Here is a 19,972-nt window from a genome sequence, read left to right as displayed (position 1 = left end):
CTTGGGTAGTAGTATTTTTTCATTTAAAGAATTGTAATATGAGAATTTTAAAAATTATTTGTGTTGGTTTTTTAGTATCTACTCTTTTTGCAGGTTGCGCTGCCGAAAAAAAGAAAACACCAAAAACGGACGTTGAAACAGTACTTGGCCAAAATGCTGTTAAAATAAAAGAAGCATTAAAATCTTTAAATAGCTTTGATAGTTTCCCAAGAAATATTCCAAAAGGGAAACAACATTGGAAATTAGTAGGTGTTAAAGATTGGTGTAGCGGCTTTTGGCCAGGTGTTTTATGGTATGGTTATGAATATACTAATGATGCAGAAATTAAAAAAGCAGCAGAACAGTTTACAGAAACCATAAAAACCATTGCCTATTCACCAGCCGATGATCACGACATCGGGTTTCAAGTATATTGCAGTTTTGGAAATGGCTACAGGTTAACAGGAAATGAAGCCTACAAAGAAATCATGTTGGCAGCAGCCGATACTTTAGCTACTTTATATAATCCTATAGTTGGAGCCATTCAGTCTTGGCCTTCAAAGAAAAAGATTTACCCACACAACACCATTATTGATAATATGATGAATTTAGAGTTGTTGTTCTGGGCTGCTAAAAATGGAGAAAATAAAGAACTTTATAATATTGCGGAAAGTCATGCAAAAGTAACCATGAAACATATTGTGAGACCAGATAGTGCTACATACCATTTAGGCGAGTTTAACGATAAAACAGGTGAATTTATTAAAGGACATACCCACCAAGGATATGCAGACGAGTCTATGTGGGCACGTGGACAAACTTGGGGTATTTATGGCTTTGCAATGGCTTACCGAGAAACTGGCAACCAAGATTTTCTAAATACGTCTATCAAGTTAGCAGACCACTTTTTAAACCGTTTACCTGAAGATGGTATTCCGTATTGGGATTTTGACGACCCTAAAATACCAAATGCACCCAAAGATGCTTCAGCTGCAGCCATTGCAGCTTGTGGCATGCTGGAGTTGGCTAACGTGTTGAAAGATGAAAAATTAAAAACAAAGTACACCAATGCCGCCAAAAAATTTGTGGAAATTCTTTCTTCTGATAAGTATTTAAGTGGAAAAACAAATGATGCATTATTGTTACATTCAACAGGGCATCATCCTAAAGGTTCAGAAATTGATGTGCCAATTATTTATGCCGATTATTATTTTATGGAAGCATTAATGCGATTGGAAAAATTAAAATCCAACAATAAAAAAGTGGTTCAAACCAACAATTAAAATCTAATCACTATGCGAAATTTTAAAACCATTGTTTGTGTATGTTTTCTGTTAAGTAACGCACATTTTTTTTATGGGCAAACCATTCCTTATAGTATTGGTAGAATTGTAGTAAGCTCCGATGGAAATGAGCACGATCATGATGATTGGGCAGCAACACCATTAACCTTGGCATTATTAGCAGCTAGAAATTTACAGGATAAGTTAACTGTTTATACGTTTAGCGACCATATTTGGGGGAGCAATCACGACAAAAGCGATGGTAAAGAACAAATGCTTAAAAGTGCTTTAGAAGGAAAAGATATTTATAATTTTAAGAAATCAAATTTTATTGAAGCCGTTCAGGACTCAACCAAGGCCATCAACGCGATTACCAAAGAAATTAATAAATCTAGCAAAAAAGATCCTTTAACTATTGTTGCTGCAGGCCCCATGCAAGTTGTAGGGAGCGCTATTCAAAAGGCAAATAGTTCTAAATTGAAATACGTTCGCATCATTTCCCATTCAAACTGGAACGATAACCATTCAGACAAACCGCATGATTGGGAACACCATTCAGGTTGGACATGGAAAGAAATAAAAGAAAAGTTTGAACCAAAAGGACTTATCGTAGATAGAATAGTTGATCAAAACGGAGGTACAGATTACGAAGGTTTGAAAGCGCCTAAAGAACAATTCGATTGGATTAAAACATCTCCTATTCGTGAAAATTCCGCAGAAAATCAAAAACAATTAGATTGGTTATACTCTAGACAATTAACGTGTATTAAAAAAGGTGATTTTGATCCTTCTGATGCTGGTATGATTATCTATTTGTTAACAGGTAAACAAAAAACAAATCCAGATGATGCTAAAGCTATTATTGAAAGTGCAGTGAAATAGGTTTCAAACTTCAATGCAGAATTAATAAAATTAACTGTTTGTACCATTTATATCAATTCAAGTTTACTCTGAAATATTTTTGTGTCACCTCGAGCGCAGTCGAGAGGTTATTATATTAATTTGAGTAATAATGAGGTCTCGACTTTAGTTTATCTTGAGCGCAGTCGAAAGGCTCGAGGTGACATCAGATTATAAGTAATAGTAAGCAGTCAAAAAAAAATAAAACCAAAATGAAGAATAACACTTCAAAATTCAATAAAATACCAAAGCATCTTTTTTTACTCCTATTTTTTATAGCTACTGGAACTACACTTTCCGCTAAGCCAAATGTAATAGAAAGCATATTAAGCAGTGCTTTACAAACCAGAGCAGCTAAAGCAAATGATACAATATCGTACACTTTTCAATTAAAAAATGCTTCTCAAAATTCAGAAACCTATTATTTAAGTGTTAAAAATCCACGCGAGTTGGCATGCATTAACAGTTTAAGCATTTCAAAAGTAACTTTAGAACCTCATGCTATTTATAATGGAACATTGTCTGTAATAGTAAGCGATAGAATGCCTTTAGGAGGCCACGAATCGAGTATCATTTTAATCAAAGACGAAAAAGAAGAATTATTAGAAACCTTAGAATTCATAACAGTTCGTAGTAAACCACATCCGTTTTTATTAGTTACAAACCCTGTTATTGAAGAAGCTAAACAAAAGATAGCAAAATACGATTGGGCAAAGCAAAATTTAGATAACATGCTCAAGGAACTGGATGGTTTCAAGTTTCCAGAACGTGAAATTGTTACCAAACCACGCCCAACAAAAGTATGGTCCAGTTTAAATTATAGTGCGAGCGATGGAGAAAAAGCTTTTCAATTGGCCTTGGCTTACAAATTAACAGGCAATGTAAATTATAAAAACAAAGTCGTAGCTTTAATAAAAGCGGTTTGCGATAAAGAAAAAGGCTATTTATCTATAGGAGCAGCAACAAATGGCGTACAAGTGCATGAAGGTAATTTCTTTTTGTTTCTTTCTGCAGCTTGTGATATTATTTTTAATGAATCTGAATTTTCTAAACAAGATAAAGAAAACATAGAAGCCACGTTCCGTTACTACTTAGCATTGAATAAAAAACACATGGATGGTTTAGGGATTATGAATCATCAAGCCAGTGCCAATGCAGGAGCTATTTTTGTAGCGCTGTTTTTGCAAGATATTCCAGAATTAGAGTATTTAACAGAAGCTGATGGTGGAATGGCAGACCAAATAGGTAAGGGTGTTATGGCAGATGGATGGTGGTTTGAAGGTACGGGAAACTATTGTTATTTGGTGGTGCAACGCTATACATTAGTGGCACAGGCATTCAAAAATTACGGATTGGATTTATACCACAGACGTTTTCCTGCTAAATTTAAAAGTAAAGATTTTGATAATGTCAAAGAAGGGTTTACGGGAATGAAGTTTGATAATTGGGGGCCAACCGGAAAAAACACCAGAGGTTTAGAAGATATGGTAACTCCATATATACCCTTTATGGATGAAAATGCATATTTGGTATCTACCAACGATTCCGATTTAAAAGAACCGAATGAATTTTATGAATTAGCTTATCGTGAATATAAAAACCCCGATTTGGCATGGGTAATTAGTAAAACCAAACGCGATTCTTGGGTGTCTTTAATGTACGGTGTACCTGAACTACCAAAAACTGAAGACCCACGAGCAGAATCTGTCTATGCGCCAAATATTGGTTTAGTGGCTTTACGATCGCAGGCGGAAGTTAATACACCAGAAAATCAAATTCAAGCTTTTTTAAAATATGGTACACATGGTGGCTGGCACGGACAGTTTGATAGAGCCAGTTTAGTAGCTTTAGACCGTTTTGGGCATAAATATTTTGGAACTGAAATGGTGTGGTTTGGTTATGGAAATCCTGGATATAAAGAATGTGTACAAACATCGGCCACCCATAACATGGTTGTTGTAGACGAATTACAACAAGAAGCCGTACCATCTGAACTGTTGTTGTTTTATAAAGGTGAATTAATGCAGGCATCTGTAGTTGAAACCAATGCCAGATGGCGTAAAATACCAACTTGGAATGCAGATAAGTTTCCACCTTGGGATGATACCGATTACGACCCTAACTTCAAACCCATTCAACAAAGACGTCTATCCGTTGTAACTGATGATTATGTAGTTCTTGCAGATTATATGAAATCCGATCAAAAACACAATTACGATTGGTTAATGCACCCTGTTGGTTTCAAAAATATTGTAGGTGCTAAAAAGAAAGGTTCTACTTTAGATAAATTAAGTACAGTAAACACATCGCCATATAAATATTTTGAAAATGCCCAATGGTATACTTCAAAAAGCGAAACCAAAGTTGAGTTTGATGAAAACGGGATGAAACTAGACGTACACACACTTTGGCCTAAAAAGGCAGATGTTTTATTATGTAATTACCCCAATGGAGGTAAGCAAAGAGATATCAGAAATAATCCGGATAGAAGAACGTATGGTGTTCGCGTTAATGAAAAAGAAGTGCAATTTTTAAATGTTATAGAGCCTTATAAAGGTGAAAGTACAATTTTAAAAATAGAATCCAATAATTCAAATGAATTAAGTGTATATCTAAAAGATGGACGGAAACAAACTATTGAGATTTCAAATATGCAAAACGAAAATGTTCAGATAGCTATAAAAGAGTTTGTAAATGGGAAACTAATTAAATCTGAACAATCAGAAATGATGCAAACTGAAAACTAGTTTAAAATGCTCTTTTCTTTTGATTTTAACACAAGCCAAATGCCATCAAATAAAACGTGAAAAAATTTAGTTAATAAAAGATTTAGCTAGTAAACAGTAGGGTTTTGATCTTAAAAGGGTATTAATTTATTGAAAATGATTCATAGTTTATATCCAATATAAACAAGTATTAATATACTTGCATAGTAACATACAGCTAGAATTTAGATATGTATTTTTTTAAAAATTTATAGAACAAGTAGAATAAAAACAAAGAGAGTATATGAGGATTTTTAAACTTACTTCAGTGGTTATATGTATAACATTCCTGTTATCTTGTAATAATCAAAACAAAAAGGAAAATGTTGATACAGCATTGGTAACCACAAAAACTAATGAAGAGGTTGTGCTTGATAAAAGCGTATTGAAGATTAAGGATGTTTTAGAAAGTTTAAAATATGCCGATAGTTTTCCAAGAAATATTACTAAAGGACATAAAGAATGGAATTTTGTAGATGTAAGAGATTGGTGTTCTGGTTTTTGGCCTGGGGTACTTTGGTATGCTTATGAATATTCAGGTGATGAAACATTGAAGGCTGGAGCCGAAAAATTCACTGCACCTTTAAAAACCATTGCTTATACACCAGCTGATAACCATGATGTGGGTTTTATGGTTTACTGTAGTTATGGTAATGGCTATAGACTTACAGGTAATGAAGAGTACAAAAAAGTTTTATTGGCTGCGGCTGATACTTTAGCGACACTTTTTAATCCTAAAGCAGGTACTATTTTGTCTTGGCCAGGAATGAAACATGAGTTTAAGCACAACACCATTATTGATAATATGATGAATTTAGAGCTTCTTTTTTGGGCAGCTAAAAATGGAGGTGATAAAAGTCTATACGACATGGCCGTAAGTCATGCTGAAGTTTCTATGAAACGTTTAGTGCGTCCAGATTATTCTATCTTTCATGTTGTTTGTTTTGACGAAAAAACTGGTGAATTTATTGAAGGTAAAACACACCAAGGTTATGCAGATGACTCCATGTGGGCCAGAGGTCAAGGATGGGGAATTTATGGTTTCGCAATGTCTTACCGTGAAACAGGTAAAGAGGAGTTCTTAACAACGGCCCAAAAATTAGCTGACCATTTTATAGAGCGTTTACCAGAAGACGGCATTCCTTATTGGGATTTTGATGATCCTAAAATCCCTAATTCACCAAAGGATGCTTCTGCAGCTGGAGTTGTAGCTTGTGGTATGTTGGAATTATCTGAACAATTAAAAGATGAAAAGTTAAAAGAAAAGTATTTCAATGCAGCTAAAGATTTAATTACCCATTTAAGTTCTAACACTTATTTAAGCGGTGATACCAATGATGCACTTTTATTGCACTCTACAGGACATTTTCCTAAAAATTCTGAGATAGATGTGCCAATTATTTATGCCGATTATTATTTTATGGAAGCCTTGTTGAGATTAAGAAAAATTGAAAATAAAAATATTTAGAGTTAGTTTGTTATTTTAGTTAGTTTATGAAACTTAGTTTCATTTTGAGATGCCCTTTAAAATTATGTTTTAAAGGGTTTTTCTATGGTACCTTAATTAATATTTTAAACCTTTTATTTAGTTTAATTGATGATTTCTTAGTTTAGTTTCAAATGAACTAAAATAGGTGTATTAGAGCTAAGTAACTGGGGGTTTGGATACGATGGTAGTAAATTGTGTTTTGTTTTAAAAATAGGACTCCTTAGAGACTTTAAATATTCTTTCATAGATATAGTTTTTATAACAATAAAGTGTTTTGTTTTATAGGTTTAGTTTATGCCTAAGCAAGTGCTTGTTTTTTATTTGGTGGGGGTAATATCCTTATTATATTGATTTAGTTTGAAAAAAAGCCTGAAAGCTTTCTTCATTTTATTGAGGATTATTTTCGAAAAAAAACAGCTGTAAACTTGAGGGTTTACAGCTGCTTAAAAACTAAATTACTAACTCAAAATTATATAATATTTTTAATAATCAGGGTTTTGTTTCAATGCTGGATTTAACGTAATCTGTGCTGAAGGTATAGGGAATAAATAGTTTTTCTGACTAAAGTTTCTCACATTTTCAGGATCAATAATTACGGCATCAAGAAGACCTTTGCCAGTTTGTACTTTCTTGGTACCATAAATATAAGCAGCTGGATTATACAATGCGGGATTCGTTTCATATTCGGTTCCTTCAATGACTTCACCAATAAGATCTTGTCCTAAGACTTCTTCTGCAATACCCCATCGTTTCAAATCATTGTAACGATTATTTTCCATATATAATTCTACAGATCTTTCTCTTCTAATTTCTTCCAACATATCTAAGTTATTTGTAGTAACAAAAGCATTGGTTAAATGCGCTACCCCAGCTCTATCTCTCAGTATATTGATAGAAAGGTTTAAATCAGCATCCGAGATCGCTCCGTCTCTTTCGTATAAAGCTTCAGCATATGTTAATAATACTTCTGCATAACGTAATTGTGGGTAATTGTATGTTTCCCGTCCGTCTTGGTAAGAATATGCTCTGAACTTTCTATTAGTTATTGGTGATAAACTTGTGCTGCTAATTCCAGTCATAGGTAAAGACCCACCTCCGACAGGAAGATTCTCTCCAAAATAGGATATCATTCTATAGTCTCTATCAATAAATTGATCCGTCATTAAATAATAGCCTTGAAATAGAGGCGATTTATCAATAGGTAATCCATCTAAACTCAAAAATAAATCTAATATATGACGAGTTGGTGCATTTCTACCACCAGTGGTATGAGAAAAATTACCTCCAGGTGTTTGCAGCACACCGTCAAAAACACTTTGTATAATGTATTCTTTATTGGTAGACTTTCCTAGTCCAGCATTGTTACTTACATCATCAAGAATAAATAAATGGCGATAGCTTAAATTGTCTAGTACATCATTATGATTCCATATTTCATATCCTCCGTTATCCATAACAGATTTTGCAGTTTGCACAGCGCTATCAAGCATAGCATCTACAGTAGGATATCCTGAAGGTTTTGCAGAACCAGCACCAACGGTAATACCATCACCATCGGTATCAGTACCAACATATTTTTCCCAGGTAGCTTCATACAACAAAACCTCGGCTTTGAAGGCTTGTGCCGCATACTTTCCTATTTTTCCTATTTCGGTGTCGGGAATGACGTCTGGCAAGCCTGTTGCCATAGCCAAATCTAAGTCGGCCAATATTTGTTCCACTACCTCATATCTGCTATTTCTAGGGCCATAAAGTGCTTCTTCACCTACGTCAAATAGTTTAGTTGCCAATGGCACCCCACCAAAACGTCTCAATAAAGAAAAATGATGCCATGCTCTAAAAAAGTATGCCTCTGCTACATGTCTAGAAATATCTGAGGGGTTACCGTTATACTCTTCTGCCTTTTTTAATAGAATATTTACCTCTCTAAGGTAGCCATACCAGTTATGCCAATAGATATCTGTATTCCCAACTGTAGTGGCACCTTGTCCCTCTGGTTGCACCCAAGCTGTAAAATCTGTTCCAAAATCAGTGATATCAGCAAATCCGCTATTCCATGAACCACCACCATACGCATTTTTTGGCGAATGTGATTGTAAACCTCTATAGAAACTATTAGCTGCCGCTTCAAAATCATCAGGCGAATTAAAAAAAGCAGACTCTGTTGTCGCATCTAGGGGGTCAAGATCTAAAAAAGTACTTTCGCAGCCCATGAGTAATGGAATTACTGCTGAAAATAAAATTAGTATTTTTTTCATTTGTTTTGTTTTTAAATTATTCATTATTTTCTTCATAACTTGGATTAAAATGTTAAATTAACTCCGAAAGCCATAGTTCTTTGAAATGGATAGATTTCTCTATTACTAGTTGAAGGATCAGGACCTGCAACACTTGTTGGTACACTGCCAGATTCTGGATCATAGCCATCTTTTACAGAAGAAAACTCAAATAAATCATTACCAGAAAAATAAACACGTATTTTATCCATAGACAACTTTTTTGTAACACTCTCTGGTAAGGTATATCCCAATACAATTGTTTTAAGACGAATATATTTATTGTCTTGCTGTATAATATCATTATAACGCCAGTTCCAGCCAGACCTAGTACCATTAGTAGTTAACCTAGGGTAAGTAGCACCCGTATTTTCTGGTGTCCATGTTTTACCTAAATAAGCGTCTGTTTGGTTTGTCCAAACAAGTGCAAAAGGATAAGCTTGAAAACCATCTCTAAATACAACTTGCTCTAGAGCTCCTTGAAAAAATGCTGTAAAATCAAAACCTTTATATTGAGCACCCAAATTGATACCAAACACATAATGTAATTGGTTGTCACCTACAAATTTTACATCACCACCTTCGGGTGCAACATCATCTATGTAACCATTACCATCTAAGTCTACTTTTCTAGTATCTCCTATACGAAGTCCAGATGTGCCACCTTCTGTTGGAATCTCACCTGCACCTCCATAAGTATCATAGTAAGCATCAACCTCTGCTTGTGTTTGGAATAAACCGTCAGTTTCATATGCAAAATAAGAATTTATGGGATAACCTACGCGAGTTTGAACCAAACCGTAATTTCCAGTGGTTTGACCTTCCATAGAAATTAGCTTGTTGTTGTTATCACTTAAATTCACTCCAATATTATAACTAAAATCACCTTTGGTATCTCTCCAGTTTAAAGCAACTTCCCATCCCTTAGTTCTTAAATGACCAGAATTGGTAGTTGGAGCATTTCCTCCTAATGTTTGTGGATACTCAACAGGTATTAACATGCCTCTGTTGTTTTTTTCGAATAAATCTATAGCACCCGTAAGTCTATTTTGTAAAAAACCAAAATCCAATCCTATATTTTTCAATTCAACCTCTTCCCATGTACGCAAATTAGTTGTAATAGAACTTACGTTAGCAGTTGGATACAAACTAGGTGAAGCACCAAAAGCGGTTGTTCCTTGGCTTATGGTTGAAACATAATCATAACGACCTATACCTGCTTGATTTCCTGTGGTTCCTATACTAGCACGTAGTTTTAGATTACTCAACTGATCAAAGTTTTCTAAGAATGTCTCTTTATGGATGTTCCAGCCTGCAGATACACTTCCAAATGTTGAATACTTGAACCCTTTATCAAATCTAGAAGAACCATCTCGACGACCTACTAATTCTAATAAATACCTTTCATCAAAACCGTAGTTTACTCTCGTCAATTGAGAATATAGACCTTCTTGGTATTGATTACCTTCGTTATCCTCAAGACCAGTGGCTACATTCAAGTCATAGGGTCCTCCGGTAGGGATATCATACCTTCTTGCCCATACTCTATCGTAATTATTTAATTCTGCGGTTAGACCAACCATACCTTCTATTGTATGTTTATTTATTGTTGTTTTATAATTTAAAAACCCTCCGTAGGTTTGATATGATTTTCTGATATTTTCAACTTCAATACTCGACCTGCTATTAATAGGATTTTTAGCAAGTGCACCTTCCCAATCGTATTGAGGAACCGTTAGTAGGGTTTTATCATTCCTGGAAGATATTTGATTATAAGTGGCATTACCAGTAATGCTAAAACCATAACCTATATCGTAGGTACCATTCAAGGATATTTTTGTTAAGTCTTCGGTAGTCTCATCTCTACCTCCATCGGTAGTTCCTGCAATTGAGTTTGTACCACCCCCAGTAATTCCAAAATTAGCATACCATTGTCCTAGTGGATTTTTGGAAGGAAAAAGAGGGGGGTCATTCGAAACCAATCGTTGTTGCAATTGTGAAGAAGGTGATGATGTAACACCACGTTGAAATGTGATGCCCACGCCTACATTAAACTTTTCAGTTACATCAAAATCTGTGTTTAACCTTATATTATATTGCTTAGCGCCATCATAAGCAGTTTTTAATGCACCTTGATTGTTAGCATAGCCTACTGATGCACGATACCTTGCGCTCTCTGAAGCTCCTGATAGACTTAAGGTTTGTTGGGTTCCAGTATTTGGCCCATACAATTCAAGATATCTATCTGATGGTGCTAAATAAATAGTTCCCCAAAAATTTGTTTCATAATACCCTGCTTCACCATTGGCCATTCTTTGCGCATTTTCTGTTGATTTCCAGCCCCAATAATCATTTGTACCGTCTTGCTCTACAGCTTCCAACCATAATTTACCATAATTTTGCATGGATATTACTGGCGCACGAAGCCCTAGTGTATTAAATCTAGTATTACCATTATATTCAACTGTTAATTTTCCTTTACCTTTTTTAGTAGTAACCAAAATAACACCATTTGCAGCTCTAGAACCATATATAGCGGCAGACCCATCTTTAAGTATACTGATAGATTCTATATCATCAGGGTTCATTTGATAAAATTCACTGTCATCAAAAACAGGTGCGCCATCAATAATTATTAGCGGACTACCACCATTAACTGAAGTTGCTCCCCTAATTTTTAAACCAATATCATCATTACCTGGTCTTCCTGAATTTCTAGTAACCACCAAGCCCGGTGTTTGCCCTTGTAAAGCTAGGGCTGTATTAGTTATAGCTCTATCTTGAAAAACCTCAGAGGTTACTTGCTCGATGGCACCTGTTAAAGATTCTTTCTTTCTAGAACCAAATCCAACTACAACAACTTCATCTAAAGCAGCTACATCAGCTTCTAATGTTACATTAATGGTTGTATTGTTACCTACAGTTACTTCTTTTGATTTAAAACCAATATAAGAGAAAACCAATACAGAGTTGGTAGTTGGAACATTAATTGAGTAATTCCCATCAAAATCGGTTACGGCCCCTGTATTACTTCCTTTAACTAATACATTAACTCCGGGAATACCCATGTTGTCATCAGCACTAATGACTTTTCCTGTTATAGTTCTGTTTTGATCTTTTGTAGCGTTAGCATAACCATTGGTGGTTATAAAGCATACAAATAAGCCTATCATCCAAAATAGGCTTTTGAAATTTTTCAGACGTGTCTGATTGTGTGTTTGTTTCATCATAAATTTTGTTTTAGTTTATTTAATAAATTAACAAGTTTTCAGTTAGTAGTGTGGTAATAAGTATTGACTCAAAAAACATTATTACAATTGGTGACACTAGAAGTAGAAAACATCTTATTAGTTGTTAGGCAATTTTAGATATAATATTTTTTGCTAATTATAAATTATAAATCAATTCTTATAAATTATAGCTCATTTATTCGATTTTACCGAAAAGAAACGCAACATGCAGAACTCTCTTTAGAAAAATATCCAAAAAATATAAAACACACCATAATTCATATGGAATGATTTATAATTTATACAATAAGACAGTAGTAGTTTTTAAAATTGTATTTGCTTAAACTGTATTGTAAAGGAGGTTGAAATCATCTTTATGTTAAGCTAAATTAATTGAAAAGTTAAATTGAAGTTTGTATGAAAAGAATCATTAGTGGGGTATTAGTTGTATTGGTTTTTGGTTCGGCATGTGCGCAAAAAGTTGTGAAGCCTGAATTAACAAAAACAAAAGAGATTTCAGATAAAGAGCGCATGGCTTGGTGGGAAGAAGCTCGTTTTGGTATGTTTATCCATTGGGGAATTTATACCGTACCTGCAGGTTTTTATAAAGGTGAAGCCCAAACCAATAGTGCGGAGTGGATTATGAACAAAGGTAGAATTCAAATTGCGGAGTATGAAAAATTTGCAGATGAATTCAATCCGGAAAAATTCAATGCTAAAGAATTTGTTGCTTTGGCAAAACAAGCCGGTATGAAATATATGGTGATTACAGCAAAACACCATGATGGATTCTCAATGTTCGATTCTAAAGCAAGCGATTATAATATTGTTGATGCAACACCATTTAAACGCGATGTGTTAAAGGAATTAGCAAAAGCGTGTCAAGAACAAGGGATTAAATTTGGATTTTATTACTCACAGGCTCAAGATTGGCACCATCCAGGTGGTTTAGGAAACAATTGGGATAAAGATTTAAAGCGTGTAAGTAGCGACGAATATGTATATGAAAAAGCGCTTCCGGAAGTAAAACAACTATTAACAGAATATGGCTCCATTGCCATTTTTTGGTGGGATACGCCACGAGCTATGACCAAATCTGTCGTAGATAGTTTACATCATATCACCACCGCATTACAACCAAGAATTATCACCAACGATCGTTTGGGCGATGATTACCCAGGCGATCATAAAACCTTTGAAAGAAACGGACCAAGATACCAACCAGAAGCAAAATATTGGGAATTATGCAAACCAATTAGTGGAAGTTGGGGATACCGTAGCGATGATAACAATTTTAACTCGGTTCAAACTTTAATCCGCGACTTAATTGACCAAAGTAGTAAAGGAGGTAACTTCTTATTGAATGTGAGTCCAACACGTGAGGGTACTTTAAGAACAGAAGCTACCGAGCGTTTAAAAGCTATTGGAGGCTGGATGCGTGAAAACAGTGAAGCTATTTACGGCACGCAGGCAAGCCCAACCAGCAATATTCCAGAGTGGGGTAGAATTACCATGAAAACCGTTGACAATAAAGGTTTGTTATATCTACATGTTTACGATTGGAAAGATGGCGCTTCCTTACCAATAAGACTTAAAAATAATGTAGAAGCCTGTTATTTACTTGCTAATAAAAAAAGAACGTTTAAAACCAATGCTTTTGAAGATGGTATTCAAGTGCAATTAACCGGTGAAGCACCAGATAGCGTAGTACCTGTAATTGTTTTAAAATTAAAGGAAATGCCCAACGCCTTGCCTCAAAAACCTCTGGGTCAAGATGAAACAGGTATTGTAACCTTGCCAGCGGTTAGAGCACAATATGAAAACTTACAAGGTCCCGGTGCACAATATGATGATCATTTAGATTGCGTAGGAAGTTGGGACAGCGAAACAGCACGTGTTTATTGGTCATTTGAAGTTGATAAACCAGGCAGTTTAAACGTTGTTGCAGGCTATTCTGGAAATAAGGAAACTGAAATAATGGTGACCCTAAATGGACAATCAAAAACCGTAAAAATTCCTGCAAGTGGCGAAAATTTAAAACGCTTTAAATCCGTAGAGTTAGGTGATTTCAATATTGATAAAGCTGGTAAATATGAGTTCTCTTTAATGCCCGTAGCTGGAAAATGGCATACTATTAATTTGAAAGAAGTAACATTAAAACAGAATTAAAAAATTTAAGTACAATTATAATATTTATAAAATCAACATTTTAATGATGAAAAATAACAGTTTTTTAAAAAGTATCTTTTTTATAATCTTTATTGGTGTGGTCGTTACTGTAAATGGTCAAGAATCCAACAAGATTGATTGGCCTAATTTTATGGCACAGCACGATTTGATTTGGGAAGAAATTCCTTTGCAATGGAACGAAGGTGCATTTACAGGTAATGGTCAAGTGGGAATGATGATTTATGCCACTATGGAAGACAATCGTATAGATTTTCATATGGGACGTCAAGATGTTACCGACCACAGAGGTGCACCCGATAAAAAGACTTCTATGGGCGTAAAAGGAACTGGTTTGTATGACTTTTCTCGATTGGATGTTGGAAGAATGGCATTGTATCCCGTTGGTAAAATTCAATCAGCATCTATTCGACAAGATTTATGGAATGCTGAAGTAAGAGGGACTATTTATACAGATTTAGGTGAAATTACGTTTCGTGCCTTCACACCTTATGATCGCATGATGAATGTGATAGAAATTCATTCAACAGAAAAGAAACAGAATAAAAAGTTATCGTATAGATGGGAGTGGATGGCAGGAAATCCGATAACCCCTCGTGTGTATGCAAAGCCTGATCATCCACATACATTAAACTATAAACCAAACCCTAACCCAATAGTAAAGTCTGAGAAAGGTATTTCAATTTGTACGCAGCCTTTATTGGCAGGTGGCGACTATGCAACGGCATGGACAGAGAACAAAACATCAGAAAATAATTCTACATTATATGTTTCAATAGCAAATGAGGTTCCTAAAGCTGATGTTTCAGAAAAAGTAGCTATTAAAACCATTAATGATGCGAAAGCAGCAACCTTAAAAAACATAGAGTCGGCCCATAGAAACTGGTGGCATAACTACTATCAAAAGTCATTTATAACAATGCCAGATGCTAAAATGGAATCTTTTTATTGGATTCAAATTTACAAAATGGCTACGTGTTCTCGTGCTGATGGTCCTGCTTTAGATTTAATGGGTCCGTTTTATAAAAATACGGGGTGGCCAAGTTTATGGTGGAATTTAAATGTTCAGTTAACATATTGGCCTTTCAATACAAGTAATCATTTAGATATAGCAGAAAACTTTATCAACTTAATTGATGATCATTTTGATTATATGATTGAAAATAAAAGTGGTAGTAATCTAGGCGATTTTGCTTGGGCAACCCATAATTATTGGTTGTATTTTAAATATAAAGGCGATGATGAGGCCATTCAAAATAAATGGGTGCCAAAGGCAAAAGAGATTCTGGAGCGCTATAAACAAAAAATGGTTCGTAATTCTGAAGGTAAAATTGAGTTGAGCCCCATGGGTTCTCCAGAATATATGGGATTCAAATCCTTCCCTAACACCAATTATAATTTAGCTATTTTACGTTGGTTGCTAAATGCCTTGATAGAGTCGAATACACGTTTTAATACTGCTGCTACCGAGATTGACCAATGGAAAGAAACGTTAAAAGACTTGATAGATTACCCTGTAGATGAAAATGGATTGATGATAGGGAGTAACCAACCAGTTGATATATCACACAGGCATTATTCACATTTATTGGCTTTATACCCTTTGTTTCAATTGAATCCTGATTCTGAAAAAGATCGAGAATTGGTTGATAAATCTGTAGTGCATTGGCATAAAATTGAAAATGGTAAAGGACTTGTTGGTTATTCATATACTGGGGCAGCATCCTTATATGCTGCATTAGGTAGAGGAAATGATGCCAATGGATTGTTGCAAAGTTTTTTAGATGGTAAAATTGGTACCGCTTTATTATTGGCCAATACTTTTTATATGGAAGGTGATGGAAAAAACCCAGTTATAGAAACACCATTGAGTGCTGCAGCTTCCGTCATGGAACTTCAGTTGCAAAGTTGGGGAGATAAAATACGAGTGTTTCCCGCAATACCAGATTCTTGGGATAGAGCTTCTTTTAAAAATTTAAGAGCAAGTGGTGGGTTTTTAGTAAGTGCAAATAGACAAGAAAAACAAACACAATGGGTTTCTGTTACAAGTTTAGTAGGTAAACCTTGTGTTATAAAAGTTCCAGATTGGGAGGAAGCTTATCAAATAAGTGAAGGAACAAAAATTAAAATAGAAAAAATTTCAGAAAACGAATTTGCTATAGATTTAAAAAAAGGGGAAACCATAGTTTTGGCTTCCAACCAGAGATTAAAAGATATAAGCATCATACCCATAATGCATTCTAAATCTGAAATCAATCAATATGGTGTGAAAAAGGGTAAGAGTTTAAAATATAGAATGGAGTACACGGTGCCAGAATTCAAATATAAAAAGTAAATCTGAAAACCTAATTCACCTTAAAAACAACAACTAGTTTGTATAAGCACATGAAAAACTTAATGCGACTTTTAATAGTTTTAGTAATTTTATTTAGTACGTCTTGTAGTGCCCAAAACCAAATTTTCAACAATTTAAAAGAAGCTCCCGTAAACGGTGGCTTACAAATGGATGATTATTGGGTATGGGGAAGCTCCGTAATAAAAGGTGAAGATGGTAAATACCATATGTATGCATCTAGGTGGCCAAATTTTCTACCGTTTCACCCTGGGTGGATGGTTGCTTCAGAAATTGTGCATGCCGTTTCGGATACACCTGAAGGTCCTTATAAATACCAAGATGTAGCCTTAGGCGCAAGAGGCGCACAGTTTTGGGATGGTAGGTCCTGCCACAACCCAAAAATCGTAAAATATAAAGATACTTATATTTTGTACTACATGGGGTCTACCCATCCGTTTGAAGAAGTTACCAACGAAAATGTTTCGGCATTTGATTTGAATAGCAAATGGTGTATTGCTGCGCGTTGGGGCAAGCGTGTTGGTATTGCGACTTCCAAAAGTCCGTATGGTCCATGGAAACGCTTAGATGCACCTATTTTAGATGTAAAACCAAATTCATATTATAGTTTTTTAACTTCAAACCCTTCACCCTTAATTAAAGAGGACGGTTCGGTAGTTTTGTTATTCAAAGGGCGTTCATATAAAGAAGATGGTATCTCAAATAGCGACATGAGCATTGGGGTGGCAACGGCACCATCTTACGATGGAAAATATACCGTGATTGGAGATAAACCATTGTTTTCTTTAGAACATTTTGGAGAAGTTGAAGACCCACATTTATGGAGTGATGATACTGGTTTTCATATGGTGGCTAAAGATCAACGAGGTGCTATTACTGGAGGTGCAGGTGATGGTTTGTTAGCGCATTCTAAAGACGGCATAAATTGGATAGTTGATGAAAATCCAAAAGCATATACCAAAACCGTTAAATGGGATAATGGGAAAACTATTAAGCAAGGGCAGTTAGAACGACCTTTCGTTTTTGTTGAAAAGGGGAAACCTACCCACATCTTTTTCGCTACCATGGATGGTCCCGGAGGTTTTGGAAACGGAACTAAAACTTGGAATATGGTGATTCCTTTAAAGTAATAAAATATAGAATTCAATTTTGTTTTCTTTCAATACTTCAGCTTAAAACACCAATATAAAGCGGTTTGCCTACTAAATAGGCAATAGTTTATATATTCTGAATCATAAATTATACAAGTTTTTATTTTATCTGACTATTATTGTTTTTGGATAATATGGTAAAATTTTAAACATAAATATTAATAAAAAAAAACAATACAAACTATTTAAACAAACATATAAAAATGAACAAAAAAATTCTTTTATGGTCTATCACAGCTGCACTTGCTGGATTTTTATTCGGATTTGACGTAGTTGTTATATCTGGAGCCGATAAAAAACTTCAGGCAATTTGGGAATCATCCGATTCTTTTCATGGTTGGGTAGTTATGGGAGCAGCTCTATGGGGCACAGTCGTTGGTGCCATATTTGGTGGTTTTCCAACAAATAAATATGGGCGAAAAAACACCTTAATTGTTATTGGGGTTTTATTTGCGGTTTCTGCGATAGGTTCCGCTTTCGCTAATGATCCTCTTGTGTTTGCTTTTGCTCGTTTTATAGGTGGTTTAGGTGTTGGGGCATCAACGATAGCAGCTCCTGCATATATCTCGGAAATTGCACCTGCAAAAGACAGAGGACGTTTAGTAGCCATGTATCAGTTCAATATTGTTTTTGGTATTATGATTGCCTTTTTGTCCAATTATTTATTAAGTGGAATAGGTGAAAACGCATGGCGTTGGATGTTAGGAGTTGAAGCTATCCCAGCAGTTTTATATATTTTATTTGCTTTGAAAGTTCCAAAAAGTCCAAGATGGTTATTATCTCAGGGCAGAGAAACAGAAGCAAGAGACGTATTAAAAATTATTGAGCCAAATGCGAATATCGATGCATTGATACATGAATACAATGCGCATTCTGATAAAAGTGATAAGTCTGAAACTATTTTCATTAAAAAATACAGATTTCCTTTAATGTTGGCATTTTTAATAGCGTTTTTTAATCAATTTTCAGGTATCAACGCATTTTTATATTATGCTCCTCGAATTTTTGAAGAAGCTGGTTTGGGAGAAAGTACCGCCTTATTAAGTAGTATCGGTATTGGTGTAACCAACCTTATTTTTACATTGCTTGGTGTTTTTCTAATTGATAAATTAGGAAGAAAAACATTGATGTATATTGGTTCCATAGGATATATAGTTTCTTTAGGCTTAGTATCTGCAGCGTTTTTTTTAGGCTGGACAGGAATGGCAGTGCCTGTTTTCTTGTTTTTGTTTATTGCAGCACATGCTATTGGTCAAGGTGCCGTAATTTGGGTGTTTATTTCTGAAATATTCCCGAATCATTTACGTGCTTCTGGACAAGCTTTTGGTAGTTCAACGCATTGGGTTTTAGCGGCCATTATTCCATCGTTAATTCCGTTTTTATTCAGTCATCCCATGATTGGACCAGGTGTTGTATTTTTAGTATTTACAGGAATGATGGTATTACAACTATTATTTGTTGCCTTTATGATGCCTGAAACAAAAGGAAAAACATTAGAAGAATTAGAAGATATTATTTTGAAAAAGTAATTCATGAAAAAAATATTAGGATTAATAATAACCTACCTTTTTACCGTTAGCGTATTTGCATCAAATGTAGATACGCTTTTGGTGTATAGTAAATCTATGGATAAGACCATAAAAAATTTGGTTATTACACCAGATTCGTATCCTGAAAAGGGAAAAAAGTATTCGGTGGTCTATTTGTTACATGGAGCTTATGGAGATTATAAAGCTTGGTTAGGTAAAGCTCCGAAAATAAAAAAATATGCGGATTTGTACAATGTAATTTTGGTATGCCCTGACGGAGATAAATTCAGTTGGTATTTTGATAGCCCTGTGGATGAAAGTATGAAATATGAAACATACATTTCAAAAGAGTTGGTTACAGAAATTGATGAAAAGTATAATACCACCCTCAATAAAGATAACAGAGCCATTACCGGATTCAGTATGGGTGGTCATGGAGCTTTGTATTTAGCTTTTAAACATCCTGATATTTGGGGTATCGCTGCAAGTATGAGTGGAGGTGTTGATATTAGACCTTTTCCTTTGCAATGGGAAATATCTAAGAGGTTGGGCAATTATGCTGATAATCCTGAAAATTGGGAAAATAATACCGTTATTAATTTAGTACATTTATTAAACGGAAAAAACTTAAAGTTTCTTTTTGATTGTGGGATAGATGACTTTTTTTATGACGCCAATGTAAGGCTGCATAAAAAGCTTTTAGAACGCAATATTCCGCATGATTATATAGAGCGTCCAGGAGGGCATACCAACAATTATTGGTCTAATTCCATAAAATATCAAATGCTTTTTTTTAATGATTTTTTCAATCAAGGTAAAGAATAAATAGT

11 protein-coding genes are annotated in these 19,972 nt (G+C 34.9%); 9 read left to right on the top strand and 2 right to left on the bottom strand.

The window, feature by feature from the left end; genetic code table 11:
• Nucleotides 1–38 precede the first annotated feature (38 nt).
• The 4 genes from J8H85_RS08570 (at nucleotide 39) to J8H85_RS08555 (ending at nucleotide 6,395) form a co-directional block, all read left to right on the top strand.
• On the top strand, nucleotides 39–1,262 hold the full coding sequence (locus J8H85_RS08570) for a glycoside hydrolase family 88 protein (protein ID WP_209654585.1): 1,224 nt from the start codon (nucleotides 39–41) through the stop codon (nucleotides 1,260–1,262).
• 12 nt (nucleotides 1,263–1,274) lie between these two features.
• Complete coding sequence (locus tag J8H85_RS08565; RefSeq protein WP_209654583.1) at nucleotides 1,275–2,144, top strand: hypothetical protein; 870 nt, start codon at nucleotides 1,275–1,277, stop codon at nucleotides 2,142–2,144.
• Nucleotides 2,145–2,374: 230 nt separating this feature from the next.
• Nucleotides 2,375–4,909 carry an alginate lyase family protein gene (locus tag J8H85_RS08560; RefSeq protein WP_209654581.1) on the top strand — a complete coding sequence of 845 codons (2,535 nt, stop codon included), beginning with the start codon at nucleotides 2,375–2,377 and terminating at the stop codon, nucleotides 4,907–4,909.
• A gap of 262 nt (nucleotides 4,910–5,171) precedes the next feature.
• Entirely contained in the window at nucleotides 5,172–6,395 is a 1,224-nt protein-coding gene (locus J8H85_RS08555; protein WP_209654579.1) for a glycoside hydrolase family 88 protein, read from the top strand.
• A 503-nt stretch (nucleotides 6,396–6,898) separates the two neighbouring features.
• Here J8H85_RS08555 and J8H85_RS08550 read toward each other — a convergent pair.
• Both J8H85_RS08550 and J8H85_RS08545 read right to left on the bottom strand, forming a co-directional pair.
• Nucleotides 6,899–8,674, bottom strand: a complete 1,776-nt coding sequence (locus J8H85_RS08550) for a RagB/SusD family nutrient uptake outer membrane protein (protein ID WP_209654577.1) — start codon at nucleotides 8,672–8,674, stop codon at nucleotides 6,899–6,901.
• A gap of 44 nt (nucleotides 8,675–8,718) precedes the next feature.
• Nucleotides 8,719–11,922: a SusC/RagA family TonB-linked outer membrane protein gene (locus J8H85_RS08545; protein ID WP_209654575.1), complete on the bottom strand. Its 3,204-nt coding sequence runs from the start codon at nucleotides 11,920–11,922 to the stop codon at nucleotides 8,719–8,721.
• A 417-nt stretch (nucleotides 11,923–12,339) separates the two neighbouring features.
• Between J8H85_RS08545 and J8H85_RS08540 the strand changes: the two genes are divergently transcribed.
• The 5 genes from J8H85_RS08540 (at nucleotide 12,340) to J8H85_RS08520 (ending at nucleotide 19,967) form a co-directional block, all read left to right on the top strand.
• Entirely contained in the window at nucleotides 12,340–14,091 is a 1,752-nt protein-coding gene (locus J8H85_RS08540) for an alpha-L-fucosidase (RefSeq protein ID WP_209654573.1), read from the top strand.
• Nucleotides 14,092–14,134: 43 nt separating this feature from the next.
• Nucleotides 14,135–16,444, top strand: coding sequence for a glycosyl hydrolase family 95 catalytic domain-containing protein (locus J8H85_RS08535; RefSeq protein ID WP_209654570.1), 2,310 nt, complete (start codon nucleotides 14,135–14,137; stop codon nucleotides 16,442–16,444).
• Nucleotides 16,445–16,506: 62 nt separating this feature from the next.
• Nucleotides 16,507–17,592: a glycoside hydrolase family protein gene (locus tag J8H85_RS08530; protein ID WP_209654568.1), complete on the top strand. Its 1,086-nt coding sequence runs from the start codon at nucleotides 16,507–16,509 to the stop codon at nucleotides 17,590–17,592.
• A gap of 224 nt (nucleotides 17,593–17,816) precedes the next feature.
• Entirely contained in the window at nucleotides 17,817–19,142 is a 1,326-nt protein-coding gene (locus J8H85_RS08525) for a sugar porter family MFS transporter (RefSeq protein WP_209654566.1), read from the top strand.
• Nucleotides 19,143–19,145: 3 nt separating this feature from the next.
• Nucleotides 19,146–19,967, top strand: coding sequence for an alpha/beta hydrolase (locus tag J8H85_RS08520; RefSeq protein WP_209654564.1), 822 nt, complete (start codon nucleotides 19,146–19,148; stop codon nucleotides 19,965–19,967).
• Nucleotides 19,968–19,972 lie beyond the last annotated feature (5 nt).

It is taken from the genome of Mariniflexile gromovii, assembly GCF_017814435.1.
Classification (GTDB): domain Bacteria; phylum Bacteroidota; class Bacteroidia; order Flavobacteriales; family Flavobacteriaceae; genus Mariniflexile; species Mariniflexile gromovii.
Note: the sequence above shows the minus strand (reverse complement) of the source record. Positions and strands in the feature narration are given on the sequence as shown.

What these genes read in the sequence shown, in the direction of transcription:
- J8H85_RS08560 (WP_209654581.1), top strand. Translation starts at nt 2,375, where the DNA reads ATGAAGAATAACACTTCAAAATTCAATAAAATACCAAAGCATCTTTTT.
- J8H85_RS08520 (WP_209654564.1), top strand. Translation starts at nt 19,146, where the DNA reads ATGAAAAAAATATTAGGATTAATAATAACCTACCTTTTTACCGTTAGC.
- J8H85_RS08540 (WP_209654573.1), top strand. Translation starts at nt 12,340, where the DNA reads ATGAAAAGAATCATTAGTGGGGTATTAGTTGTATTGGTTTTTGGTTCG.
- J8H85_RS08530 (WP_209654568.1), top strand. Translation starts at nt 16,507, where the DNA reads ATGCGACTTTTAATAGTTTTAGTAATTTTATTTAGTACGTCTTGTAGT.
- J8H85_RS08570 (WP_209654585.1), top strand. Translation starts at nt 39, where the DNA reads ATGAGAATTTTAAAAATTATTTGTGTTGGTTTTTTAGTATCTACTCTT.
- J8H85_RS08550 (WP_209654577.1), bottom strand. Translation starts at nt 8,674, where the DNA reads ATGAAAAAAATACTAATTTTATTTTCAGCAGTAATTCCATTACTCATG.
- J8H85_RS08525 (WP_209654566.1), top strand. Translation starts at nt 17,817, where the DNA reads ATGAACAAAAAAATTCTTTTATGGTCTATCACAGCTGCACTTGCTGGA.
- J8H85_RS08555 (WP_209654579.1), top strand. Translation starts at nt 5,172, where the DNA reads ATGAGGATTTTTAAACTTACTTCAGTGGTTATATGTATAACATTCCTG.
- J8H85_RS08545 (WP_209654575.1), bottom strand. Translation starts at nt 11,922, where the DNA reads ATGATGAAACAAACACACAATCAGACACGTCTGAAAAATTTCAAAAGC.
- J8H85_RS08535 (WP_209654570.1), top strand. Translation starts at nt 14,135, where the DNA reads ATGATGAAAAATAACAGTTTTTTAAAAAGTATCTTTTTTATAATCTTT.
- J8H85_RS08565 (WP_209654583.1), top strand. Translation starts at nt 1,275, where the DNA reads ATGCGAAATTTTAAAACCATTGTTTGTGTATGTTTTCTGTTAAGTAAC.